This window comes from Bradyrhizobium sp. S3.7.6 (assembly GCF_054061875.1).
In genome coordinates, this window is sequence record NZ_JBSSEQ010000001.1 from 154971 (window position 1) to 177325 (window position 22355).

Here is a 22355-nt window from a genome sequence, read left to right on the forward strand (position 1 = left end):
TGGCAAGTGAGATTCCGCTTGCCGTCTGCTTGTCTTGTCCTTGACTAAAGCGCCGGTTTTGCGGCGTCGCCGAGATAGCCGTGCAGGGAGGCCACGACCTGCGCGCCTTCGCCAATGGCGCCGCCGACGCGCTTGACCGAGCCGGAGCGGACGTCGCCGACCGCGTAGACGCCGGGCACCGAGGTCTCCAGTGGGGCCACCAGCTTGCCCTGGTTCAGCTCGGACTGCGCGCCCGTCACGACGAAGCCGCCGCGATCGAGCGTGACGCCGCAGCCGTCGAGCCAGCTGGTGGCGGGATCGGCACCGACGAACAAAAAGAGATTCTTGATGTCGGCGGAGTCTTCATCGCTCGACAGCCGGCTCTTCCAGCGGATGCGCCGCAGCAGCGAAGCCTCGTCGCCCTCGAGCGCGGTGATCTCGGTGTTGAACATCAATTCGATGTTGGGTGTCGCTTCGATGCGCTCGATGAGATAGCGCGACATGCTGGCGCCCAGGCCACCGCCGCGGATGATCATCAGCACCTTCTTGGCGTGTCCCGACAGGAACACGGCCGCCTGCCCCGCCGAATTGCCGGCACCGACCAGGGCCACCTCCTCGCCGGCGCAGAGCCGCGCCTCGACCGGAGAGGCCCAATACCAGACGCCGCGGCCCTCGAACTTGTCGAGGTTCTCGATCTCGGGGCGGCGATAACGCGCGCCGCTCGCAACCACGACCGCGCGCGAACGCAAGGGATCGCTGCCGTCGAGCGTCACCGCAAAGGCGCCGTCCCGGCGCGTGCAGTCGAGCGACTTCACCGTGACGGGGATCATGATGTCGGCGCCGAACTTCTGCGCCTGGTTGAACGCGCGCGCGGTCAGGGCCTGGCCGGAAATGCCGGTCGGAAAGCCGAGATAGTTTTCGATGCGCGCGCTGGCACCGGCCTGGCCGCCGAAGGCGCGGGTGTCGAGCACGGCAACCGAGAGCCCTTCGGAGGCGGCATACACCGCGGTTGCCAGCCCGGCGGGTCCGCAGCCGACGATCGCGACATCGTAGATACGGTCGTTGCGGGGGCCGCCGATCATGCCGATCGCGCGCGCAACCTCGGTTTCGCTGGGGTTGCGCAGCACCTCGCCGCTCGCCGCGACGACCAGCGGCCAGTCTTCCGGCTTCGGCGAATAGCGCGCGATCACCTCGGCGGCGTCGCGGTCACGCTCGGGATCGAGCAGATGATGCGGCTGGCCGTTGCGGGTGAGGAAGCCCTGCAAGCGCACCACGCCGGCCGAATACGAGGGACCGATCAGCACCACACCGCCGACGCCGGCCTGAAGCAGATTGACCCGGCGCAGGATCAGCGCGCGCATGATGCGCTCGCCGAGCTCGGCCTCGGCGACCAGCAGCGCGCGCAGGCGGGGCGGCGGCAGCAGCAGCGTCTCGACCTCGCCTTCGGCGCGGCCGTCGACCAGCGCCGGCCGGCCCGAGAGCTGGCTGAGCTCGGCCAGAAATTGCCCCGGCCCCTGGTCGATCAGCGGCGTGACATTGCCGAGCCCGTCGCGCTGGGTGATGGCGACGTGGCCCTTCAGCACGACGAACATGCCCGGCCCGGGCTTGCCGGTCTCGAACAGGAATTCGCCGTTAGCGTAGGTGCGGACCTCGCCGAAATTCCGCATGCGCTCGATCTCGGCCGATGTCAGCGCCGGAAAGGTCTGCTCAGGGCGCGTGAACCGCGACATCTGCGCGTCACCATCGTCTCGTTGCTGCTCGTCCTGCCCCATTGCCACGTCCATGCACTCCAAAAATTCTAATCGCCAGACTTCAATCGCCAGTCTTGCCGGCGGTCCCCTCATCTAGGGAAGCATCGTCATTCTGCGAGGGGTCGGTGATTGCGGCGCGTTCGCGCGCCTGCATCTTCCGTCGCTTCAGGTTTTCGCGCAGCGCCGATTTCAGCCGGTCGTCCCGCGCCCCCCTCGCCTGTCTCGTGCTCTTGTCGTTCTCGTCAGCCATCAGCGGTCCATACCAGCGATCCGCGATAACATGCCCGGAGAATGCGGCAGCTCAAGAGGCCCCTCACGAACTGTTCGTGCGAAATCCAAAATGGGCCGAATGCCATGCCGCGGCCAACTGGCCAGTTGGCCGGGGATATCGGAACCGAAATCGGCGGAAAGTCGGTACTTTCACCTGAAAACGGGCATTTTGGCCCCGATATCGACCCGATTTTCTCGTTTTGGCGGAGCTAGCAAGCTTGCACAGGAGGGGGGCTTGTGGCAGATATCGGCCCGCTTGGTAGGCCCCCTTGGCGGCCGATTCTTATCCCAGCACATGCTGCCGTAGCTCAGTGGTAGAGCACTCCATTGGTAATGGAGAGGTCGACAGTTCAATCCTGTCTGGCAGCACCAGTTTCCTCAGAAAATCGCCTTCTTCCGTTGCCCGGTTGCCTCCTGGGAGGGGCCGGACGTGTCGTCCGCCCCCTCCGATTCTCGCAGTGATCGAGCTCAGCTAGAAGCCGAAGCCGATGCCGCCGGCTGCGAGATGGTGCGATGTGCCGCCGAAGCTGGCCGTCCACGGGCTGGTCGCAGCATGAGCGGGATTCACGGTGGAGCCGAAAACCTGATTCACATCGCCGACGTACAGATAGCGGTACTCGCCGAACAGGTAAGCGCCGCTGTTGCCGAGGGCGAAGCGCGCACCGGCCTTGGCCTGTGCCGCAAAGGTCCAGGCTGAGGAGTCCGGACGCGCGTTGACGTGGTTGATGCCAGGCTCGGCCGGGTCGGTCTGTGTGGACGTGGCGCCGTTGATGGAGACGTTCGCGGCCCCGATCCCGCCACCGATATAGGGCGTGATGCCTTGATAGGGCGTGTTGAAGCCGACAACCATGTTCGCCAGCAGCACCGTGGTGCGCGTCGGGAAAGTCGTGTCGAAGGAGTGCTCTGCAAATCGGTCTGTGGGGGTCACCAACGTCGCACGCGGCTGGTTACCTGCCAGATAGAAACCTTCGATCTCCAAAGCGGGCCGCAGATACGTACCATACGACCATTCATAGCCGAGATGCGCGCCACCGAACCCGACGCCGCCGCTGCTGGTCCGCCCTGTGGCGTCGACAGCCAAGGGGCCCCCGACGGCCTCAACGAAAAAGACGGTGCCGAGCTGGCTGACGTCAGTGCCGCCGCGACTGCCGCCGCCACCGAACACACCGACATAGGCACCGCCGGTGCGCGCCGGCGCGACTGCGGGTCCCTTGTTGTACATCGCATAAGCCTGCGCGGGCGGTGCTACCGCAACCGTCTCCCTCGCGGCGTCGCGTCCGGCTGGCTTGGCTGCCGATGCAGTCGCCTCTCGCGGAGTGACCGTGCGCCGCTCCTGTTTGGCCTGCTTCAATTCGGCGCGCAGCTCGGAGATGGTCTGCTGCTGCGCCTTCAGCATGCGAAACAGTTCGGCGTTGGAGGGAACGTCCTCGGCATGGGCGGCGCTCGCCATCATCAATCCCGCGGCCACGATGAAACATTTACGCGCTGTCATTTGATACCCCGCCCCTCGGTTGCAAATCATCGCTGACACTATGGAATCTGGTCAGGCCATCGCAAAGATATCGCGTCCGCGGATGCGACCGTTTGAGGCACCCAAGCTGGCGATTCCGAACCCATGTGGATTTTGAGCGACACGCACCCCGCGTCTCGATCAATCCCATCGGGCAACACGATTCTCAATTCACGCATGAAGCGGCATTCTCGCGGCATGAAACGCCCGAGTTTTGCTCTCCTCTTTCGCCCTCTTCCGTGAAGAGGGCGCAGGGAAGGCCGGGTGCCGGCTGGCACCCATGATCCGCTGCGCCAGGAATTTGCACACGCAAATGCGCAGGCGGGAAACAGGTGGGCCGGAAAAACACCCGGCCTTCCCTGCGCGATGGTCTGACGGTTTATGCGCGCTCTCCCCGGAGCCGAGTTCCTTCTGGCCTCCGTCACCTCGCGAATTGGCGATGCCTCGAAACCCGGTAGAGCCCCGATCCATCTCCGCAAGGCTTGACCGTAGCAACGACGGTCAGGACCACGCGTTTTCGCCGTACGCAGCGATCCAGCTCCGCCCAAGGGCTTCGCCGGACACAGGCGCCGTCCGTCCCGCACGCAGTCAAGGCCCTCACGAGGTTCATCTCGCCCTGGTCCCGCATTCGCGTGCCCGGCACTGCCGCGTCCACCGCACCCCGGCCCACGTTCGTGACGACGTACGATCGCCCCTCTTCTCGGGACGGGATGACGGAGAGAATGCCGTAATTCCGAATTTCGGTAAAGTGGAATATTTTTACTGAAGAGGATTGACGGGTTTGTGCGAGCGGCGGGTGTTTTGCCCGACGTATCAATTAGCGCGAGCGTGTCGGCTTGTGGCGACATCGCATGTGTCACTCACCGCAGGTTCCATCAGGTCATGCTGCTGACGCATTCTCTGTCTTAGTCGGGGACAACCTAAAACACTGCGTGCGGACCGCTCTGGTTCGCACATCGGTTCCGTAGCCAGGGGTTGGCTCGAATCCGCAAAGCACTGGTGCAAGTTCGTGAACGCTTCCGCGTTCGCTTGACCATGCTTGCGGTGTCGGAACCGGACGATCGAAAAAATCACAGGAGTTATAATGCTGTTCCGCTCGAGCGCCGCAATTTGCGGCGCCCTGGTTGCGCTTGCCGTTTCTGTTCCCGTTGATCGAAGTGAAGCGTGTGAAGTTCACTCAAGCGCCGTCGTCGATGCCGCCTCCGGGGAGGCGATCGTTGGCGCCGCATCCATGTACAATCCGTTCAAGCCCGGCAAGGAAGAGGGCGGTCCGAACACAGCCTCCGGCGAGCGCTATGATCCCTCTGTCTGGGCGGCTGCCATCAAGACGAATTTGCGCGGGAAATTTGGTGGGGTCCAATTTGGCGCGAGGCCGAAATATGCCCTCGTCGAGGCCGTCGGCAAGAAGGTCATCGTCAAGATAAATGACGTGGGGCCATTGAGGCCTGGCCGCATCATCGACCTCAACGAGCGGACGATGCGCCATTTCGATCCAAGCCTGGAACTCGGAGTCATTGTTGGCGTAAGAGTGATCCCACTTTCAGGGGACGATTGGATCCCGGGACCGGTGGGCTGAACGTCCCACGCGAAGTGGCGTGGCCCGGATGGAGCGCGAGCGTAATCCGGGACCGTCAGCCGCGGAGCGAACTTGCGGCGGCGCAGAGAAGCACAGTCATCTCGCGGGGGTTTCGTCTTCGTCCGCCTGGTGTCCGGTGAGGCGATCGTCGGCACGGCGCAGCCGCCGGCATAGCTCTCGATTGACGTTCTGCAGGACGATCACATAGGCGTGGATATCGGCCTTGTAGCAAGCGTAGAGCTTTTGCGCCGTCAGCTCGTACAGCACCGTCGGACTCTCCGCGACCACCGTGGCGGAGCGATTCTGCATTTCAATCAGCGTCATTTCACCGAAGAAATCGCCAGCCTCCAGAACGGAAATCGGGATGACGCTCCCCGAGTTCGCCTGCTTGCTCACCGCCAGCCGGCCGGATTTGACGATGAACAGCGAGCGTCCCGGCTCGCCTTCCGCCACGACGGTCGCGCCGGCATCAAAGCGGCACTCGACCAGCATCGAAATCAGCAGGTCGAGGCTCGGGTCCGGAAGACCGCCGAAGAACGGCGTCGCGAGCAGGAACGTTTTCAGCTCGGGGGCACTGACAACCATCACGCTAGGATACGCCCCGTCGCAATCTGCGGCAAGCGGAGCGGAGATCGGCGCTGACGACGCCGAACGTGTTTGAACAAGGCGGTCAGCAAAAGTTTCGTAGGATGGTAGAGCGCTTGCGAAACCCATCATGCTTCCGCGCAGACAAAGTGCGATGGGTTTCGCTTCGCTCTACTATGCGCTACGCGCGGCCATGTCACTGCGGCGCAGTGCTCTCGCCGCGCAAGGTCCTTCGCTTTCGCCACACCTGCAGGTCGATCATGACTTTTACGGTTGCCGCGAGGACGAGCGCGCAGAGTGCCGCCTTAGAGATCGTCTCCATCGTCCCCTCGATCAGCAGGCAATGGACCACGCTGCCTGCGACGATGACGATCGCCAGCGGCATGTGAATGAAGCGCCAGGTTCGTGGTCGCAGTCCCAATCGCCGACGCAGGGCGGCCAAGAGCGCGACCGCGAAGATGGCCCACATCGCGGTCACGCCAAAGGGAGAGAACGGCGTCGGCGATGAGAAGGTCAGCGCGTCGATCATGTCGGGCGGACTGGTGATCCAGAGGCCAACGACATGGATCACGATCGCTGCGACCAGCGTACCGCCGATCCAGTGATGCGCACGCCGTCCGCGATAAGCCGGGAATCCCGGCAGATATCCGCCGATCAGCAGGGGCTGAACGAGCACGAGGCCGAGGGCAACAATTCCCGCAAACCCGGCCACGACGTAGAGCGGACCGCGCCATGCGAGCTGCTCGCTTCCCGCTGCCGCGACGATCGGCACGCCAATGGCCGAAGCAAGGGCAACCCAGATCAGGATCACCCGGGCCAGTCTCCACCCCTTCATTCGCAACCCGGTCAGGCCGTCTGCAGGACGAAGTGCGCTTCCAGGCTCGTCTCCTTCGCGCTCCGCATCACCGGCCGCAGAAAGACGGTCTTGAACTCACCGCTGTCATAGGCGAGGTGACCATGCGGCTGGCCGAAGATCGGAATGATCTGCGGCATCTCGAGCCGGAACTTGCCGTCCTTGTCGGTGAGCGTGGCGCCATGACTTTGCGGTTCGTGCTCCTGCCCTTCGGTCGTGTGCGCCCAGATCTGGATGCGCTGCCCGGCAAGTGGAGCCCCGTCGCCTGCGCGGCGAACGGTGCCGCTCATCCAGAAGCCGCCCTTGCCGATCCGGTCCACGATCGCCGCGCCCTTGCGGTAGTTGTTCGCGCCACCCGACATCGACTCGGTCGGTGCGAGGCCTTCGGCACGGGCCGGCAACAGGAGCCCGGACACCCCGGCCGCCAGGACCGAGCCGCCGGCGGCGAGGAGATAGCGTCGGTTGAGTACGACCATGGTCATGTCAGTTCCTCCTCGCGACCCCAGCAGCAGTTTCACCAAGGGTACAACAACAGGCGCAAAACGCCCAGTTGAGACAACGGGCGCACCAGGTCGCAATAACAGGGTTGTGAACGGAGGCACAGGCCACTCAAACAGCCGCGAACGAACGCCATTCTCGCGGCATGGAACGCCCGAGTTCGGTTTTGGTCCTTCCCCCTCGTCCGTGAAGAGGGCGCAGGGAAGACTTGGTGCCGGCTGGCACCCATGGCCCGCTGTGCTGCTTCGGCCATAGCGCCGGGCCACTGTTCAGCCTGCTGCGGGCGTAATAGCCTGATCGGTCCAACACATCATGCGGGGCAAACTTGCTCAATGCGGGCTGGGAGAAACCATCAATGAAGCGCTGGTTGCCCGGACTCGACACTCTCCGTCAATATGAAGCAGCATGGCTTCCGCACGATATCTTCGCCGGCATCGTCCTGGCGACAATGCTGGTCCCGGTCGGCATTGCCTATGCAGCTGCATCGGGCCTGCCGGGCATCTACGGTTTGTACGCAACGATCGTGCCGCTGCTGGCCTACGCGCTGTTCGGCCCAAGCCGCATTCTCGTCCTTGGCCCGGACTCGGCGCTGGCGGCAATACTCCTTGGAGTCATCGCTCCCTTGGCTCAGGGCGATCCCCTGCGGGCCGTGACACTCGCGGGCATGATGGCGATTGTCTCAGGGACGGTCTGTATCCTGGCAGGCGTCGCGCGCCTTGGCTTTATCACCGAGCTTCTCTCGAAGCCGATACGCTACGGGTATATGAACGGAATTGCCCTGACCGTATTGATCAGCCAGCTGCCCAAGCTCTTCGGCTTTTCCATCGAGAGCGAGGGGCCACTGCGAAGCCTGTGGGCGATTGTCAGCGCGATCCTTGGGGGGCAGATAAACTGGGTCGCGTTCGCGATTGGCCTCGCCACGTTGATCGTGATCCTGCTTCTCAGGAACAACAAGCGGGTACCGGGCCTTCTGATTGCGGTCGTTGGGGCTACGCTCGTCGTCGGGGTGCTTGATCTCGGGACGCAATACGGCGTCAAGGTGCTGGGCCCCCTTCCCCAGGGCCTGCCGGGTTTCGTTGTCCCATGGATCACCTCCAGCGACCTCGTGCCGGTGCTGATCGGCGGTTGTGCAGTAGCGATGGTTTCGTTTGCCGATACGAGCGTACTTTCACGTGCCTATGCTGCGCGATTGGGGTCTCGGGTCGATCCCAACCAAGAGATGGTCGGGCTCGGTGCCGCCAATCTGGCGACGGGATTTTTCCAGGGCTTCCCGATCAGCAGCAGTAGTTCACGGACACCCGTTGCGGAAGCCGCCGGTGCCCGCACTCAACTCACCAGCGTCGTAGGCGCGCTTGCCATCGCGTTGCTCCTCCTGGTCGCGCCGAGCCTGCTCCAACATTTACCCACCGCCGCATTAGCCGCCGTCGTTATCGCATCGGCGATTGGCTTGATTGAAGTTGCCGACCTCAAACGAATCTATCGCATTCAACGGTGGGAATTCTGGCTGGCCATCGTCTGCTTTGTCGGTGTAGCAGTGCTCGGAGTCATTCCAGGAATTGGTCTTGCGATCGCAATCGCTATCATCGAGTTCCTGTGGGACGGTTGGCGCCCACACTCCGCCGTATTGGGGCGCGCCTACGGCGTCAAAGGCTATCACGACATCACACGATATCCGGATGCGCGCCGGGTCCCCGGGCTGGTCCTGTTTCGCTGGGATGCACCTCTGTTTTTTGCCAACGCCGAATTCTTCAGGGAACGCGTCCTGGATGCCGTAGCGACATCGCCAACACCCGTGCGTTGGCTAGTTGTTGCCGCGGAGCCGGTCACGAGCGTAGACGTCACCGCCTGCGACGTGGTTGCCGAACTGGACCGATCGTTGCACGCGCAAGGCATAGAGTTTTGTTTTGCCGAACTCAAAGATCCCGTGAAGGACAAGCTGAAAAGATTTGGCCTCTTCGCGCAGCTTGGAGAGAATTACTTCTTCCCGACAATCGGCGTAGCCGTCGCCCGCTATCTCGAAACCAACAACGTGGAATGGGAGGACCGGGAGGACTGGGAGGACGACGATGTGCAGGGCTTGGAGAGAGTAGCGGGCCAAGATACCGCGTCTGGTCCTTAGCCGAGATTCAGACTCAAACCCGACAACTGCGTCCTGACGTGGTGTCATTTTTGTCCCGGATGCGCAGCGATTGCAGTCGTATGCTCGCCGTCCCTTTTTCGACGACAGCCACCGTCATCGCGTCGGGCTCGAAGGTCACCTCGAGGTCGGCGCCGGCATCGACGGCAGTGCCGATCATCACCAGATCGATGAATTCCCTCCCATCGTTATCGCCGAAGATGGCGCGCTTGATACCCAACCAACTTTGGACCGGCACCCTGAGCGGGTCGCATTCGTTTGCGTAGGCCAGAGTCACGCTGCCCCGAGGCCTGGCGCCGTTATGCACGAGATAGATGCCTTGGCCACCGACAAGCCAGAAACCGGGGGAATCTCGACCGTTCATGGCTCGCACCGAAACCGGCCATTGCCGGACGGCCTCGTTCCAGAGCGCCTTCAGCCTTGCATGAGGGAAGGTCAGCTTCACTGAAGTGGGTTCCGCCGAGCTGCGTAGTTACGAGTTGCGATCGCGTCGGCAATCTGGTCGCGTGGCACAACGCACACGATCTGGGCATCATTCGGCAGGGCGAACGTCAGCCAATAGGTTTCGGCGTCGTATGCGGCGATCACCACGACGGCTTCGACGTAGGCAGCTTTGCTGTTGTCGGCGACGGAAAACCCAGCGTCCGTCAGCGCGGTGCGTTCCTGTTCGTCAAACTTCACGGCGTCATCTCGTGTCTGGAGGACGCCCCCGCGACTCGCGGTTTACCCACACCGCTTACGGAAACCTCGTTAAATCGCATTAAGGTTGTGAAGGATCGGCAATGTCCGGCGACGACGGGAGCCCGACGACTCAAGCGTCACGGCTGCGCGAACGAGACCCAAGCCATTGAATGATCCTTCTTGTCAGCGCCGCATCCCTCAATATTCAGCAGGCATCCACTGGTGGCGCCGCAGCGCCCTACCGCGACTGCGTCCAGATGTCGCGCTCCTCGTCCATGGTCAGGACGATCGGCATCGGCTTCGGCTGGATCGGTAGTTACCGCGATTTAACTGGCTGATCTCTCCGGATCGGGCGAGGGCTGCACGCGAGCACACCGTCCGCGAGAACGACCAACAATGCCGGAAATTGAAATCACCGACGAGTGCCGCGCTCTGATTGCGGCCGAGTTCCCGTCCGACGATACCGGACAACGCCTGGCAAGCGGCAAATGGCAGATACAGATCGATGAGGTGACGTGGCAAATGCTGCACAAGGCACGGCGGCCCGGCGAGTCAGTATCGGACTGCATCATTCGCGTTATCATCATCATCCAGCACAAGCGCGGCTTGCTGTAGCTGCCGCCAACGGGAAAAGTGCCGGCCACATCTCGACCGAACCGACAATCATGGAGGTTCGTCCCTCGACGCCAGAGACGTGGAATAGGAACGGCAGAACAATTCACGAGATGGAGCCAAAACTAGTAAACGGAGGACGATTTCGCTCTTGAGAAGCAAAAGGTGAATCCTGGCCCGCTACATCGTCTCTGACGTTAGCACAGCAGATTTGGATTGCATTTGCGCGCTACGGCCGCGCTAACATTTCCATAATAAGCCACTACATGTGAGGCCGCAGCGCACATCGCACTCCCACCCGGTACGCCAAACATGATCCCCTTCTCCGTGCTCGACCTCGCTCCCATCCGAAGAGGTGGCGATGCGGCGCAGGCGTTCCGCAACTCGCTCGACCTCGCCCAGCATGCCGAGACCTGGGGCTACAAGCGGTTCTGGCTCGCCGAGCATCACAACATGACGGGCATCGCGAGCGCGGCGACGTCGGTGGTGATCGGGCATGTCGCGGGCGGGACTAGGACGATCCGGGTCGGGTCCGGCGGGATCATGCTGCCGAACCATTCGCCGCTGGTCATCGCCGAGCAGTTCGGCACGCTGGAGTCGCTCTATCCCGGGCGGATCGATCTCGGGCTCGGCCGCGCGCCGGGCACCGATCAGTTCACCGCGCGGGCATTGCGGCGCGACCTCGCCACGAGCTCCGAAAACTTTCCGCACGACGTGCTGGAGTTGCAGGCGCTGCTCGGTGATGTCCAGCCGAACCAGTCGATCCGCGCCGTGCCCGGCTTTGGGACGAAAGTGCCGCTCTGGATCCTGGGATCGAGCACCTTTGGCGCGCAGCTTGCCGCGATGCTCGGGCTGCCATTCGCGTTCGCCTCGCACTTCGCGCCTCAAATGATGATGCCGGCGCTGCGCGAATATCGGGCGCGCTTCGAGCCGTCGGCGCAGCTCGACAAGCCCTATGCGATGGTCGGCGTCAACGTGTTCGCCGCCGAGAGCGACGCGGAGGCGCAGAGGATGTTCTCCTCCCTCCAACAGCAGTTCATCAATCTGCGCCGCGGCACGCCCGGCCCGCTGCCGCCGCCGGTCGACGACATGGACGCGCTGTGGTCACCGGCCGAGAAGGCCATGGTTGGCCAGTCGCTGTCCTGCTCCGCCGTCGGCTCGCCCGAAACTGTCGAGGAGAAGCTGAAGGCGCTGATCGCCGAGACCGGCGCGGACGAGCTGATGACGACGGGCCAGATCTACGACCACGCCGCGCGGCTGCGCTCGTTCGAAATCGCAGCCGAGGTGCGCGACCGGCTGGCGGCACGGCCGGCGGTGTGAGCGCCAGAATTGGAGGCTGTGAAAGCGCCCGGCCTTCATGGGGCGAGACGTCTGCCGCTAGCGGCTCCTCAGCATGAGGGTCTAAGACTTTGCCACGATACGAGACCTCATCCTGAGGAGCCCGCCAAAGGCGGGCGTCTCGAAGGATGGCCTCGGGCGACAGCCGGGCCTGCATGGTTCGAGACGCGCGTACCGCGCTCCTCACCATGAGGGTCTTGCTAGTCCGGAAAGCCGAACAGCTTTGCCGGATTGTGCACGAGGATCTTCTCCAGCTCGGCCTGGTCGGGCGCGTAGCGGTACATCAGCTCTAGCAGGTCGGCGTCGTTGGGCGGCTGCTTGACGGAGACGGGATGCGGCCAGTCGCTGGCCCAGACGCAGCGGTCGATTGCGGCCTCGATATAGGCGCGCGCGATCGGGATCACGTCGTCATAGGGCGGGCCGGCCTGCGAGGTCTTCTCGCCGAGCGACAGCATGACCCAGAAATTGCCCTTCTCGAGCAGCTCCAGCATCTTGCGCAGGTTCGGATCATCCCGGCCATTCGAGGGCACGGGCCGCGCCATGTGGTCGATCAGCACGGGGACGTCGAGATTCTCGTACTTGGCGACGCTGGAGACGATGCCGTCCTTCTCGGGCTGGATCTTCACGTACCAGCCGAGCTCGCGGATGCGCGCGATGGCGCGGGCGAAATCGGCGTCCGACAGCACGGCGCCGAGCTCCTGGCGGAAACTGAAGCGCGCGCCGCGCACACCCGCGTCATGCAGCTTGGAAAGATACGAGTCGCTCGCTTCCGCGAACACCAGTGCGTTGGCGCAGCCGCGATAGTTCGGGCCCATCGCCGCAAGACCGTCGAGTACGACGGAATGATCCGCACCATAGGTCGTGGTCTGCACGATGATGCCGCGCTCGATGCCGAGCGTCTTGTGCACGCGCAGCGCTGCTTCCCAGGTCGCGCTCGGCATCCGATAGGCAGCGCCGGGGCGTTCCGGATATTTGTCGATGGGCCCCAGCACGTGAAACTGGCTGTCGACAGTCTTCGGCGGCGGCGCCCTGACCGGGCGACGGGGGTTCGGGTCGAACGGCAGATAAGTCGGCATGCGCAAAGCTCCCTCAGTCGATCACGGCGGTGAAGTCGCACTGCACCAGCGCGCCGCCGTCCATATTGTCCATCGGCAGCGCGTGACGCGCCGGGCGCGAATGCTCGTCCGGAAACATTTTTAGCCACTCGACATTGACCGGGCCGCGGTGTGTACGGTCCTTCAGCCACACCGTCATCTTGATGATGTCGTCCGTGGTGCCGCCGGCGGCTTCCACCGTCGCCTTCATATGCGCGAACATGTTGGCGCATTGCGCGTCCAGGCTCGCAGGCATCACGCCGGCCGCATCACGGCCGAGGATGACACCGGACATCACGAGATTGCCGATGCGGCAGGCGTTGGGAATCGGGTTGGCGTGCTTGAAGCCGCCGATGTGGATGCTCTTGCGCCGCGTTTGACCCGTCATGATGCGCTCCCTCTTATGTGTTGATTCAGACGAACTGGCACGACACCGAGCCGAACGCGCCATAGTCGGCATGGAACGTGTCGCCGCGCCGGATGTCGACGGGACGGGTGAACGATCCCGCCAGCACCACCTCGCCGGCCGCGAGATGTTCGTCATGCGGCGCAAGACGGTTGGCGAGCCAGGCGATGCCGTTGGCGGGATGATTGAGCACGCCGGCCGCAAGCCCAGTCTCCTCGACCTCGCCGTTGCGGAACAGCAGCGCGCCGATCCAGCGCAAATCCGCATCCATCGGGCGGAACGGCCGGCCGCCGAGCACCAGCGCGGCGTTGGCCGCGTTGTCCGAGATCGTGTCCATCACCTTCCGCGTTTTGCCGGTCTCGGGATCGATGCGATGCATGCGCGTCTCCAGGATTTCGAGCGCAGGCGTGACGTAGTCGGTGGCGTTGAGCACGTCGAAGATGGTGCAGTCAGGTCCGCGCAGCGGCGCCTTCAGCACGAAGGCGAGCTCGACCTCGATGCGCGGCGCGTGAAAGCGGTCAAACGGAATGGGCGTGGCGTCGGCATAGAACATGTCGGCGAACAGCACGCCGTAATCGGGCTCGGAGATGCCGACCGCGTTCTGCATCGCCTTCGAGGTCAGGCCGATCTTGTGTCCCTTGATAACACGGCCGCGGCCGAGCTGCAGTTTCGTCCAGGCGCGCTGGATGGCGTAGGCATCCTCGATGGCGAAATCGGGATACTCCTTCGAGAACATCGGGATCAGCGTCTTGCTGCGCTCGGCCTCATCCAGGCGCGCGGCGAGGCGTTCGATCGTGGCGGTATCGAGCATGGCTTACTGCTCCGCGGCGACGGTGTTGCGCAGAACGCCGATACGACTCGACTCGACCTCGACGACGTCGCCCACCCTAAGCCAGCGCGGCGGATCGAAACGCGCGCCCGCGCCCGTCGGCGTGCCTGTTACAATCATGTCGCCGGGCTTCAGGGTGGCGAAAGTGGAGAGATAGGAGATCAGGAAATCGAACGGGAACATCAGCCGCTCGGTCGTGTCCTGCTGCCGCACCTCGCCGTTGACGCGCGTGATGATGTCATGAGGCCCGCGCGGATCGAGCTCGTCAGACGTGACGATCCACGGCCCGATGCTGCCGGAGCGATCGAAATTCTTGCCCTGGGTGACGTTGAACTTGCCGTGGCGCAGCCAGTCGCGGATCGTGCCCTCATTGCACAGGGTCATGCCGAAGATGTGCGACCAGGCTTTGTCGCGCGGAATGTGGCGGCCGCCCTGGCCGATCACGATGACGAGCTCGCCCTCATAGTCGAGCTGCTCAGATACATGAGGCTTCTCGAGCGGCTGGCCGGCGCCGGTCATCGACGAGATGCTGCGCACGAACAGGCTGGGATATTTGGGCAGGTCCGAGCTGTCTTTATACTCGGCATTGCGTTCGGCGTAGTTGACGCCGATGCACCAGAGCTTTTCCGGCGCCAGCACCGGCGGAAGCAGGACGAGGCTTTCCAGCGCGTAGTCGGGTTTTTGTCCGGCCACCGCTTCCTGCGCATCGGCCAGCGCGTTGGCTGCAATCAACGCTTTCACGTCGGAGAAGTCGCGGCCGATCCGCCTGGTCAGATCGACGACACCGCCATCCACCGCCGCGCCATAGCGCAGCTCTCCGTCCAAGAGATAGCTTACGAGTCGCATTGTCGTGTTCTCCGATGGTCTTCAGGCACATAGGCCGGCGCGATGGGCTGCGCGCTCAGTCTTTGGATTTGGGCGTCTGGAAGACGGTGTTCAGCGTCACGATCTCACCGAGGCGCGCGTAGCGGGGCCCGCCGATGCGCGCGATCGGGTCGAGCGCCGCGGTCTCGACCTTGCCGTCGTTCACGAGGCCGTCGCGGATGTGGAACATCACGACCTCGCCGACGATGAGCCGGCTGCGAGCCTCGCCGAATTCGAGGCACTGCCGGAAACGGCACTCCATCGCGACGGGTGCTGCGGCAAGCCGCGGCACCTTGATACACTCGCTCGCGATCGTCTCCAGCCCGAGATGCTCGACCTCGCTGATTTCAGGCGGATGCTCGACCGAGCTGTCGTGCACCGCGGACATCAGCGGGGTATCGGCGATGTGGATCACATATTCCTCGGTGTCGAGGATGTTGTGCGCGGTGTCCTTGTAGTCGGCACCTTTGCGGCCGACGCTGATGGCGAGCATCGGCGGCTTCTGCGAGACGAAGGTGAAGGCGCTGAAGGGGGCGAGGTTGAGCACGCCCGAGCGCGACAGGCTCGTGACCCACGCGATCGGGCGCGGCACCACGATGCCGGTCATCAGCCGGTAGATGCGCTCCGCGCCGAGCTCGGTGGGGTCGATCCGCATCGCTCAGTCAGCCTTGATGTTGGCCTTGCGCACGACCGGAATCCACTTGGCGTCCTCGCGCGCGAGATAGGCCTTGAACTCGTCCGACGTCATCGGGGTGGATTCTCCGCCAAGCTTTTCGAACTTGTCGATCACACCGGGATCTTTCAGGATCGCAACCAGCGTCTCGTGAAGTTTGTCGACGACCGGCGCCGGCGTGCCGGCAGGCGCGAACAGGCCCGTAAAAGTCTGGCCGTCGAAATCCTTGTAGCCGAGCTCGGTGAAGGTCGGGACATCAGGCAACGACTTCAGGCGGTGCGGGCTGGTGACGGCGAGCGCGCGGAACAGGCCGGCCTTGATGTGCTGGAGGCTGACCGTGAGCTGGTCGAATGCGAACTGCACCTGGCCGCCCAGGAGATCGTTGATCGCCGGCGCGTTGCCGCGGTAATGCGCGGTGACCCATTGCAGGTCGAGGCTCGACTGCATCAGCTCGCTGAGCAGATGGTTGGTGGTGCCGGGGCCGGGCGAGGCCATCGTCAGCTTGCCGGGCTCGCGCTTGGCGAGTTCGATGAATTCCTTGAACGTCGTGGCCTGCACGGACGGGTGCACTTCGAGCACCAGCGGCGTCATCGAGATCGTCGAGATCGGAAGAAAATCCTTCTTCCAGTTATAGGCCTCGCGCTTGTTGATCTCGGTCGCGAACAGTACCGGGCCGTTGGCGCCGACGAACAGCGTGTAGCCGTCGGGCGCGGATTTCGCGAAGGCTTCGCCCGCGATCATGCCGCCGGCGCCGGCCTTGTTCTCGATGATGAAGGGCTGGCCGAGCTTTTCCTGGAGCTTGTCGGCGACGATGCGCGCGGCGCTGTCGACATTGCCGCCGGCCGGATAGGGCACGATCAGCTTGACGCTGCGCGCCGGCCATTGCTGGCCCGATGCGGGTCCCGCCAGCATCGCGGCTGCGGCAGCTATGGCAATCCAGATTAATCTCATGTTAACCTCCCGGCGGCGCTTCCAATTCCATATCGAGTGCCGTGACGTCGCGCATGGCGCTCGATCGCGGCGCAATCTCCAGATGAGCGCTTTACCTGTCGAGAGAATTGTGGCGTTCTTGTCCATAATATGGACAAGACGAACTCCGCAAGATCCGCCCGCGGAACGGCAGAGCCGCGACAGGGCGCGCAGACCATCCGGCGCGCGCTCGCGGTGCTGCGTATTCTTGCCGCAGGGCGCGAAGACGGCGTGCCGCTGGCCGAGGTCGTGCGCGCGACGGGCCTCACCCGCCCGACCGTGCATCGCATCGTCCACGTGCTGATCGAGGAAGGCATCGTCGAACGTTACGAGCGAACCGGCCGCTACGCGATCGGCAACCAGGTGCCGGAGCTCGCACTTGCGCGCCCGCGGCCGTCGCGGCTGCTGGTCGCGGCAAATCCGTCGCTGCGGCGTGCCTCCACCGAGATCGGCGACACGCTGTTCCTGACGGTGCGGACCGGCAACGACACGCTGTGCGTCGATCGCAGGATCGGAATCTATCCGATCCAGGTGCTGTCGATCGAGGTCGGCGCGCGGCGGCCGCTCGGCGTCAGCAGCGCAGGCGTCGCCATCCTCGCCGCGATGCCGGCTCAGGACGCGCGAAAAATCGTCGCGGCCAACGAGAAGCGATTCGAGGCCTACCGGACCGACGTCGCGTCGGTGCTCGGCCAGGTCACCGCCGCGAGACGGCTGGGGTACGGCATGAGGGAGATCGGCCTCGTGCAGGGCACGAAATCGATCTCCACCTGGATCAAGACCCCGGACGGACAGCCTGCCGCGGCGATGACGGTCTCCGCCGTTCGGACGAGGCTCGGCCCCCGCCGCGAGCAGGAAGTCGTGGAGATCCTGCTGCGGGAGGCGCGCACGATCGAGCAGGCGATCCGGGGTTAGGCGGCGCTGTCAATGGGCTGACTTCGCGCACCATTTTGTGGCACAAGAGCCGCCTCCGCCGACCGACCAACGAGGCCACGCATGCCCGCGCCGAAACCGCCTGCCTTCGAGACCCTGAGCCTGCATGCGGGCCAGCATCCGGATCCCGCGACCGGCGCCCGCGCGGTGCCGATCTACCAGACCACGTCCTACGTGTTCCAGGATTCCGACCACGCCGCCGCGCTGTTCAATCTGGAGCGCGCCGGCCACATCTATACGCGCATCTCCAATCCGACCACCGGTGTGCTGGAGGAGCGGCTCGCGGCGCTCGAAGGCGGCGTCGGCGCGATCTGCACTGCGAGCGGCATGGCCGCGCTGCATCTGGCCATCGCGACGCTCTTGAATGCCGGCGACCATATCGTGGCGTCGAGCTCGCTCTATGGTGGCACCATCAATTTGCTGGCGCACACGCTGCCCCGCTTCGGCATCACCACGACCTTCGTCAAGCCGCGCGACCTCGACGCGTTCCGCGCGGCGATCAAGCCGAACACGAAACTCGTGATCGGCGAGACCATCGGCAATCCCGGGCTCGAAGTGCTCGATATCCCGAAGGTCGCGGGAATCGCGCATGAGGCAAAGATTCCGCTGCTGATCGACAATACGTTTGCCACGCCCTATCTCAGCCGCCCCATCGAGCTTGGCGCCGACATCGTGATGCATTCGGCGACGAAGTGGATCGGCGGCCACGGCATCGCGATCGGCGGCGCCATCGTCGACGGCGGCCGGTTCGACTGGCGCGGCTCCGGCAAATTCGGCGTGCTGACCGAGCCCTATGGCGGTTATCACGGCATCGTCTTCGACGAACAGTTCGGCACGAGCGCCTTCATCATGCGCGCGCGCACCGAAGGCCTGCGCGATTTCGGCGCCTGCCTGTCCCCGACCAACGCGTTCCAGCTCTTGCAGGGCGTGGAGACGCTCGGCGTGCGCATGGACCGGCATATCCAGAACACACATCTGGTGCTGGAGGCGCTGAAGTCGAACAAGGCCGTCGATTGGGTCCTGCATCCCTCGCTGGAGGACCACACCGACTATCAGCTCGCAAAAACGCTGCTGCCGCGCGGCGCCGGCTCAATCGTCTCCTTCGGCATCAAGGGCGGGCGACCCGCCGGCCGAAAATTCATCGAAGCGCTGCGCATGATCAGCCATCTCGCCAATGTCGGCGATGCCAAGACGCTGGTGATCCACCCGGCCTCGACCACGCATCAGCAGATGGATGCCGAACAGCTCAAGGCCGCCGGCATCGGCGAGGAGCTGGTGCGGCTGTCGGTCGGCATCGAGACGGCAAGCGACATCATCGACGATCTTGCGCAGGCGCTGCGCATCTCGCAAAAGGTCTGACACCATGAAGCTCACTGTCAACGGCGCCGAGGTGTTTGTCGCAAACGGCGGCCGCGAGTTCGACAAGTCCCTGCCCGCGGTCGCCTTCATCCACGGCGCCGGCTTCGATCACTCGACCTGGGCACTGCATACGCGCTGGTTCGCCCATCACGGATTTTCCGTGCTGGCGCCCGATCTGCCCGGCCACGGCCGCTCGGCCGGACCTTCGCTGTCAACGATCGCCGAGATGGCGGATTGGACGGCGGCATTGCTCGCCGCGGCCGGCGTGGCGAAGGCGCACCTGATCGGCCATTCCATGGGATCGCTGATCTCACTGGAGACGGCGGCGCGTCATCCCGACAAGGTCTCCGCGCTGAGCCTGATCGGCACCGCCGCGACCATGACAGTCGGCCCGGATCTCTTGAAAGCGGCCGAAGCCAACTCGCAGGACGCCAACGACATGGTGTCGATTTGGGGCCTCGGCTTCAACGCCGAGCTCGGCGGCAGCCTCGCGCCGGGCCTGTGGATGCATGGCGGCGCGCAGGCGGTGCTGAAGTCTTGCGAGCCCGGCGTGCTGTTCAGGGATTTGTCGGCCTGCAATGATTACGCGAATGCACTCACCGCTGCGGCGAGCGTGAAAGTGCCTGCTACCCTCATCCTCGGCGAACGCGACATGATGACGCCGGCGAAGGCGGGCAAGGCGCTCGCCACGGCGATCCCGCATGCGAAGACCGTCGTGGTGCCGGGCGCGGGCCACATGATCATGGCCGAGCGCCCGGATGAATTGCTGGCGGCGTTGAGGGGCTGAGCCGCATCCGACTTGAAAGTTTGGACGCAGATAGCCGCCACGGGCGGCATGGCCGGGCTAGTCCCGGCCATCCACGCCTGGCCGCGCGCGCGAAGTACGTGGATGCCCGGGCCTTCGCCTCGCCGAAGCAGCTTCGGCCGCGCAGGCGGGACAAGCCCGGGCATGACGACATCTTGCCAGTGCCCCCGCCTTACGACCCCGGCGTCCACTTCCAGACGATATCGGAGACATTGACCGGCTTCGGGATCAGCCCGAGCTTTGCAAAACGGTCGGCCACGGCCTGCTGCGTCCTGATCACCTCGGCGTCGAGCGGCACCACGCTGTAGACGGAGCGGTTGACGAAGCGCCTGACAGCCTCGATGTCGACGCCGGTCGCCTCGGCCTGCGCCTTTGCGACCTCCTCGTGATACTGCTCCGCCCACTTGCCTTCGGAGGCAAAGGTCGTGTTGAGCTTCGCGACCAGCGATGGATATTTCTCGACGAAGTCGGTGTTGGCGATGTAGTAGGCGTTCGGCTTGTGCACGTCCTTGTCGAAGACGAGAACGCGCGCGTTCTCCTTCAATTCGGCGAGCGCGAGATAGGGATCCCAGATCGACCAGGCGTCGACCGAGCCCTTCACGAAGGCCGCCGTCGCATCGGCCGGCGCCAGCGGCGCGGGCGTGATGTCGGACCAGGACAGGCCGGCCTTTTCGAGCGAGGCGACCAGGAGATTGTGCGCGCTCGATCCCTTGCCGAAGGCGACGCGCTTGCCTTTGAGATCGGCGAGCGTCTTGATGGCTGAATCCTTCGGCACGATGATCGCCTGGTTGTCGCCCTCGGACTTCACGGCCGCGACATATTTTATTTTTGCGCCGCCGGCTTGCGCGAAGATCGGCGGCGTGTCGCCGACGAAGCCGAAATCGACGCTGCCGACGTTGATGGCCTCCAGCAGCGGCGGACCGAACTGGAAGTCAATCCATCTGACCTCGATGCCCAGCGGCCTGAAGGCGTTTTCGAGCGTTTGACGCTGGCGTACCGCCGGGAAGAATCCGCCCTTCTGAGTGCCGATGCGGATTTCCGCCGGCTTGTCCTCGGCGCGTGCTGGTGCGGCCAGGGCGGTTGCAAGGAGAAGCGCTGCGGTCAGGATATGTCGTCGTGCAATCATGTTGCGGTCCTTTGCGTCAGGTTCAGTTAGCGAAGAGTGAGGAATTGGCGCGGCGGCTCCGCTCCGAAAACACCGCACGGGCTGCGCGTTCGGCCTCGCGCGCCGAACGGAACTGGCGGCCTTCGAGGCTGTCGAACAGGCGTTCGGAGGAGAAGAAGCGGAAGCCGCGCTCATCTCTTGTGATGATGCCGGCGGCGCGGTCGTGGATTTCAATGATGTAGGCGTTCGACTGGGTCTGGGACATGACTGCTCGTTCGCCGGAATGTCGGCGTTCCTGTCGTGGGATTTGTGCTGTGGGAGGTTGCTAGGAGGCGATCAGCAACAACAACAGGCGCCGGTTGCCGCCGAGAAACAGCGCCGCGTCATGCACGCGTGCATGTCGCTGGGATTACGCTGGTGATCGGTTCTCATATCGCGGCATCAAGCTCGAGGAGCAGTTTCGATGCTCCGAATATCGAGCGATTGGTGAGCTCGGTCAATGAAATGGCTATCCATATTTGGCACCGGCGCGCTGGCGCGCTTCTCCCGGCGCAAGTACCGACAGACGGATTCATCTCGCGATGAGTTCAGCAGGCGCGGGCGGCAGGCGTGGTACGCTCGCGCAACGTAAAAACAGACAATCTGGGAGATCCGGACATGGCGAATGATCTGAAGTGGCGCACCGCGCTCGTCACCGGCGGCTCGCGCGGGATTGGCGCAGCCGTCTGTCGCGCCCTGGCCGCATCAGGCGCGGCGGTGGCGATCAACTGCCGGGAGCAGATCGGGCAGGCCGAGCAGTTGGCAGGCGAGATCGGCAAGCAAGGCGGTCGCGCGATTGTCGTTGCCGCCGACGTCTCGCAGCGCGACGCCGTGGCTACAATGGTCGAGCGCGCCACGGCCGGGCTCGGGCCGATCGATATCCTCGTCAATAATGCCGGCATCGCGATCACGCGCGGCGTCGACGATCTCACCGAAGAGGATTTCGACCGCACCATGATGGTCAACCTGAAATCTGCCTTCCTGTGCACGCAGGCGGTGCTGCCGGAGATGCGTGCGCGGAAATGGGGCCGCATCGTCAACATCTCCTCGGGCGCGGCGCGCGGTGCCGGCTCGATCGGCCCGCACTACAATGCATCCAAGGCCGGCATGGAGGGCCTTACGCGCGGTTATGCGGCGCGGCTGGTGAAGGAAGGCATCACCGTCAACGCGGTGGCGCCGTCGCTGATCGAGACCGACATGATGAGCGGCCAGCCCCGGTTCGTCAGCCGCATCCCGCTCGGCCGCTTCGGCACGGCCGATGAGGTGGCGAAAGCCGTGATGCTGCCGGTCGACAATGCCTACATGACCGGGCAGACCATCGCGCTGAGCGGCGGGATGGCGTTTAACTAGGAGCGAAGATGGTGCCGCCTTTCCTTCTCCCCTTGTGGGAGAAGGTGGCGCGAAGCGCCGGATGAGGGGTATCTCTCCGCGCGCACCGCTCTTCGTGAGCCGTAGGGTGGGCAAAGCGGAGCGTGCCCACCATTTCTATCGC

25 protein-coding genes and 1 tRNA gene are annotated in these 22355 nt (G+C 64.1%); 10 read left to right on the forward strand and 16 right to left on the reverse strand.

Annotated elements, in window-relative coordinates:
* Nucleotides 1-44: 44 nt before the first annotated feature.
* The gene (locus tag ACVJ5M_RS00790; RefSeq protein ID WP_063985879.1) at nt 45-1751 is read right to left on the reverse strand and encodes an FAD-dependent oxidoreductase; all 1707 of its coding nucleotides are present in this window, start codon (nt 1749-1751) and stop codon (nt 45-47) included.
* A 40-nt stretch (nt 1752-1791) separates the two neighbouring features.
* Nucleotides 1792-1980 carry a hypothetical protein gene (locus tag ACVJ5M_RS00795; RefSeq protein ID WP_063985880.1) on the reverse strand — a complete coding sequence of 63 codons (189 nt, stop codon included), beginning with the start codon at nt 1978-1980 and terminating at the stop codon, nt 1792-1794.
* A gap of 317 nt (nt 1981-2297) precedes the next feature.
* Between ACVJ5M_RS00795 and ACVJ5M_RS00800 the strand changes: the two genes are divergently transcribed.
* Nucleotides 2298-2372 (forward strand) — tRNA-Thr (locus tag ACVJ5M_RS00800).
* Nucleotides 2373-2472: 100 nt separating this feature from the next.
* Here ACVJ5M_RS00800 and ACVJ5M_RS00805 read toward each other — a convergent pair.
* Complete coding sequence (locus tag ACVJ5M_RS00805; protein WP_245328497.1) at nt 2473-3492, reverse strand: outer membrane protein; 1020 nt, start codon at nt 3490-3492, stop codon at nt 2473-2475.
* Nucleotides 3493-4594: 1102 nt separating this feature from the next.
* On the opposite strand from ACVJ5M_RS00805, the gene ACVJ5M_RS00810 reads away from it, so the two are divergent.
* A complete protein-coding gene (locus ACVJ5M_RS00810; protein WP_094184040.1) occupies nt 4595-5086 on the forward strand; it encodes a septal ring lytic transglycosylase RlpA family protein in 492 nt (163 codons plus the stop codon).
* A gap of 96 nt (nt 5087-5182) precedes the next feature.
* Here the strand turns inward: ACVJ5M_RS00810 and ACVJ5M_RS00815 are convergent, their stop codons facing one another.
* From ACVJ5M_RS00815 to ACVJ5M_RS00825, 3 genes are all read right to left on the reverse strand, one after another.
* Entirely contained in the window at nt 5183-5671 is a 489-nt protein-coding gene (locus ACVJ5M_RS00815; RefSeq protein WP_063985882.1) for a cyclic nucleotide-binding domain-containing protein, read from the reverse strand.
* Between the two features lie 196 nt (nt 5672-5867).
* Nucleotides 5868-6506 (reverse strand): ferric reductase-like transmembrane domain-containing protein, encoded by a 639-nt coding sequence (locus tag ACVJ5M_RS00820; RefSeq protein ID WP_063985883.1) that lies wholly within the window; start codon nt 6504-6506, stop codon nt 5868-5870.
* An 11-nt stretch (nt 6507-6517) separates the two neighbouring features.
* Nucleotides 6518-7006, reverse strand: a complete 489-nt coding sequence (locus ACVJ5M_RS00825) for a peptidase associated/transthyretin-like domain-containing protein (RefSeq protein ID WP_063985884.1) — start codon at nt 7004-7006, stop codon at nt 6518-6520.
* A 371-nt stretch (nt 7007-7377) separates the two neighbouring features.
* Here ACVJ5M_RS00825 and ACVJ5M_RS00830 point away from each other — a divergent pair, with 371 nt between their 5' ends.
* Nucleotides 7378-9141 carry a SulP family inorganic anion transporter gene (locus tag ACVJ5M_RS00830; RefSeq protein ID WP_231143678.1) on the forward strand — a complete coding sequence of 588 codons (1764 nt, stop codon included), beginning with the start codon at nt 7378-7380 and terminating at the stop codon, nt 9139-9141.
* A gap of 13 nt (nt 9142-9154) precedes the next feature.
* Here ACVJ5M_RS00830 and ACVJ5M_RS00835 read toward each other — a convergent pair whose 3' ends face one another.
* Complete coding sequence (locus tag ACVJ5M_RS00835) at nt 9155-9604, reverse strand: DUF3085 domain-containing protein (RefSeq protein ID WP_063985886.1); 450 nt, start codon at nt 9602-9604, stop codon at nt 9155-9157.
* Entirely contained in the window at nt 9601-9840 is a 240-nt protein-coding gene (locus tag ACVJ5M_RS00840) for a hypothetical protein (protein ID WP_063985887.1), read from the reverse strand. Before ACVJ5M_RS00840 ends, ACVJ5M_RS00835 begins: the two co-directional genes overlap by 4 nt.
* A gap of 170 nt (nt 9841-10010) precedes the next feature.
* Here ACVJ5M_RS00840 and ACVJ5M_RS00845 point away from each other — a divergent pair, with 170 nt between their 5' ends.
* The 3 genes from ACVJ5M_RS00845 (at nt 10011) to ACVJ5M_RS00855 (ending at nt 11772) form a co-directional block, all read left to right on the forward strand.
* On the forward strand, nt 10011-10178 hold the full coding sequence (locus tag ACVJ5M_RS00845) for a hypothetical protein (protein ID WP_231143679.1): 168 nt from the start codon (nt 10011-10013) through the stop codon (nt 10176-10178).
* A gap of 58 nt (nt 10179-10236) precedes the next feature.
* The gene (locus tag ACVJ5M_RS00850) at nt 10237-10455 is read left to right on the forward strand and encodes a hypothetical protein (protein ID WP_028151408.1); all 219 of its coding nucleotides are present in this window, start codon (nt 10237-10239) and stop codon (nt 10453-10455) included.
* A gap of 309 nt (nt 10456-10764) precedes the next feature.
* Nucleotides 10765-11772 (forward strand): LLM class flavin-dependent oxidoreductase, encoded by a 1008-nt coding sequence (locus tag ACVJ5M_RS00855; protein ID WP_231143680.1) that lies wholly within the window; start codon nt 10765-10767, stop codon nt 11770-11772.
* A 218-nt stretch (nt 11773-11990) separates the two neighbouring features.
* Here the strand turns inward: ACVJ5M_RS00855 and ACVJ5M_RS00860 are convergent, their stop codons facing one another.
* Genes ACVJ5M_RS00860 through ACVJ5M_RS00885 form a run of 6 tightly spaced genes read right to left on the reverse strand, consistent with a single transcriptional unit; the run spans nt 11991 to nt 16607 of the window.
* Nucleotides 11991-12866: an amidohydrolase family protein gene (locus ACVJ5M_RS00860; RefSeq protein ID WP_063985889.1), complete on the reverse strand. Its 876-nt coding sequence runs from the start codon at nt 12864-12866 to the stop codon at nt 11991-11993.
* 13 nt (nt 12867-12879) lie between these two features.
* Entirely contained in the window at nt 12880-13272 is a 393-nt protein-coding gene (locus ACVJ5M_RS00865; RefSeq protein ID WP_063985890.1) for a RidA family protein, read from the reverse strand.
* Between the two features lie 25 nt (nt 13273-13297).
* Nucleotides 13298-14101, reverse strand: coding sequence for a 2-oxo-hept-4-ene-1,7-dioate hydratase (gene hpaH / locus ACVJ5M_RS00870; RefSeq protein WP_231143681.1), 804 nt, complete (start codon nt 14099-14101; stop codon nt 13298-13300).
* Nucleotides 14102-14104: 3 nt separating this feature from the next.
* Nucleotides 14105-14965: a fumarylacetoacetate hydrolase family protein gene (locus ACVJ5M_RS00875; protein WP_063985892.1), complete on the reverse strand. Its 861-nt coding sequence runs from the start codon at nt 14963-14965 to the stop codon at nt 14105-14107.
* 55 nt (nt 14966-15020) lie between these two features.
* Complete coding sequence (locus ACVJ5M_RS00880) at nt 15021-15638, reverse strand: flavin reductase family protein (RefSeq protein ID WP_283017788.1); 618 nt, start codon at nt 15636-15638, stop codon at nt 15021-15023.
* 3 nt (nt 15639-15641) lie between these two features.
* On the reverse strand, nt 15642-16607 hold the full coding sequence (locus ACVJ5M_RS00885) for a Bug family tripartite tricarboxylate transporter substrate binding protein (protein ID WP_063985894.1): 966 nt from the start codon (nt 16605-16607) through the stop codon (nt 15642-15644).
* A gap of 129 nt (nt 16608-16736) precedes the next feature.
* On the opposite strand from ACVJ5M_RS00885, the gene ACVJ5M_RS00890 reads away from it, so the two are divergent.
* From ACVJ5M_RS00890 to ACVJ5M_RS00900, 3 genes are all read left to right on the forward strand, one after another.
* Nucleotides 16737-17537, forward strand: coding sequence for an IclR family transcriptional regulator (locus ACVJ5M_RS00890; protein ID WP_063985895.1), 801 nt, complete (start codon nt 16737-16739; stop codon nt 17535-17537).
* Between the two features lie 81 nt (nt 17538-17618).
* Complete coding sequence (locus ACVJ5M_RS00895) at nt 17619-18914, forward strand: O-acetylhomoserine aminocarboxypropyltransferase (protein ID WP_063985896.1); 1296 nt, start codon at nt 17619-17621, stop codon at nt 18912-18914.
* A gap of 4 nt (nt 18915-18918) precedes the next feature.
* Entirely contained in the window at nt 18919-19701 is a 783-nt protein-coding gene (locus ACVJ5M_RS00900) for an alpha/beta fold hydrolase (protein WP_063985897.1), read from the forward strand.
* Between the two features lie 190 nt (nt 19702-19891).
* Here ACVJ5M_RS00900 and ACVJ5M_RS00905 read toward each other — a convergent pair whose 3' ends face one another.
* Both ACVJ5M_RS00905 and ACVJ5M_RS00910 read right to left on the reverse strand, forming a co-directional pair.
* Entirely contained in the window at nt 19892-20845 is a 954-nt protein-coding gene (locus ACVJ5M_RS00905; protein WP_084795315.1) for an aliphatic sulfonate ABC transporter substrate-binding protein, read from the reverse strand.
* Between the two features lie 22 nt (nt 20846-20867).
* Complete coding sequence (locus ACVJ5M_RS00910) at nt 20868-21089, reverse strand: hypothetical protein (RefSeq protein WP_063985898.1); 222 nt, start codon at nt 21087-21089, stop codon at nt 20868-20870.
* Nucleotides 21090-21481: 392 nt separating this feature from the next.
* On the opposite strand from ACVJ5M_RS00910, the gene ACVJ5M_RS00915 reads away from it, so the two are divergent.
* Entirely contained in the window at nt 21482-22213 is a 732-nt protein-coding gene (locus ACVJ5M_RS00915; protein WP_354099455.1) for an SDR family NAD(P)-dependent oxidoreductase, read from the forward strand.
* Nucleotides 22214-22355 lie beyond the last annotated feature (142 nt).

Excerpts from the sequence above, each read along its gene's own strand:
- ACVJ5M_RS00810 (WP_094184040.1), top strand. The coding sequence starts at position 4,595 with ATGCTGTTCCGCTCGAGCGCCGCAATTTGCGGCGCCCTGGTTGCGCTT.
- ACVJ5M_RS00845 (WP_231143679.1), top strand. The coding sequence starts at position 10,011 with ATGATCCTTCTTGTCAGCGCCGCATCCCTCAATATTCAGCAGGCATCC.
- ACVJ5M_RS00900 (WP_063985897.1), top strand. The coding sequence starts at position 18,919 with ATGAAGCTCACTGTCAACGGCGCCGAGGTGTTTGTCGCAAACGGCGGC.
- ACVJ5M_RS00850 (WP_028151408.1), top strand. The coding sequence starts at position 10,237 with ATGCCGGAAATTGAAATCACCGACGAGTGCCGCGCTCTGATTGCGGCC.
- ACVJ5M_RS00855 (WP_231143680.1), top strand. The coding sequence starts at position 10,765 with ATGATCCCCTTCTCCGTGCTCGACCTCGCTCCCATCCGAAGAGGTGGC.
- ACVJ5M_RS00880 (WP_283017788.1), bottom strand. The coding sequence starts at position 15,638 with ATGCGGATCGACCCCACCGAGCTCGGCGCGGAGCGCATCTACCGGCTG.
- ACVJ5M_RS00915 (WP_354099455.1), top strand. The coding sequence starts at position 21,482 with ATGGCGAATGATCTGAAGTGGCGCACCGCGCTCGTCACCGGCGGCTCG.
- ACVJ5M_RS00875 (WP_063985892.1), bottom strand. The coding sequence starts at position 14,965 with ATGCGACTCGTAAGCTATCTCTTGGACGGAGAGCTGCGCTATGGCGCG.
- ACVJ5M_RS00790 (WP_063985879.1), bottom strand. The coding sequence starts at position 1,751 with ATGGGGCAGGACGAGCAGCAACGAGACGATGGTGACGCGCAGATGTCG.
- ACVJ5M_RS00815 (WP_063985882.1), bottom strand. The coding sequence starts at position 5,671 with ATGGTTGTCAGTGCCCCCGAGCTGAAAACGTTCCTGCTCGCGACGCCG.
- ACVJ5M_RS00910 (WP_063985898.1), bottom strand. The coding sequence starts at position 21,089 with ATGTCCCAGACCCAGTCGAACGCCTACATCATTGAAATCCACGACCGC.
- ACVJ5M_RS00890 (WP_063985895.1), top strand. The coding sequence starts at position 16,737 with ATGGACAAGACGAACTCCGCAAGATCCGCCCGCGGAACGGCAGAGCCG.
- ACVJ5M_RS00865 (WP_063985890.1), bottom strand. The coding sequence starts at position 13,272 with ATGACGGGTCAAACGCGGCGCAAGAGCATCCACATCGGCGGCTTCAAG.
- ACVJ5M_RS00885 (WP_063985894.1), bottom strand. The coding sequence starts at position 16,607 with ATGAGATTAATCTGGATTGCCATAGCTGCCGCAGCCGCGATGCTGGCG.
- ACVJ5M_RS00830 (WP_231143678.1), top strand. The coding sequence starts at position 7,378 with ATGAAGCGCTGGTTGCCCGGACTCGACACTCTCCGTCAATATGAAGCA.
- ACVJ5M_RS00895 (WP_063985896.1), top strand. The coding sequence starts at position 17,619 with ATGCCCGCGCCGAAACCGCCTGCCTTCGAGACCCTGAGCCTGCATGCG.
- hpaH (WP_231143681.1), bottom strand. The coding sequence starts at position 14,101 with ATGCTCGATACCGCCACGATCGAACGCCTCGCCGCGCGCCTGGATGAG.
- ACVJ5M_RS00805 (WP_245328497.1), bottom strand. The coding sequence starts at position 3,492 with ATGACAGCGCGTAAATGTTTCATCGTGGCCGCGGGATTGATGATGGCG.
- ACVJ5M_RS00905 (WP_084795315.1), bottom strand. The coding sequence starts at position 20,845 with ATGATTGCACGACGACATATCCTGACCGCAGCGCTTCTCCTTGCAACC.
- ACVJ5M_RS00820 (WP_063985883.1), bottom strand. The coding sequence starts at position 6,506 with ATGAAGGGGTGGAGACTGGCCCGGGTGATCCTGATCTGGGTTGCCCTT.
- ACVJ5M_RS00795 (WP_063985880.1), bottom strand. The coding sequence starts at position 1,980 with ATGGCTGACGAGAACGACAAGAGCACGAGACAGGCGAGGGGGGCGCGG.
- ACVJ5M_RS00825 (WP_063985884.1), bottom strand. The coding sequence starts at position 7,006 with ATGACCATGGTCGTACTCAACCGACGCTATCTCCTCGCCGCCGGCGGC.
- ACVJ5M_RS00860 (WP_063985889.1), bottom strand. The coding sequence starts at position 12,866 with ATGCCGACTTATCTGCCGTTCGACCCGAACCCCCGTCGCCCGGTCAGG.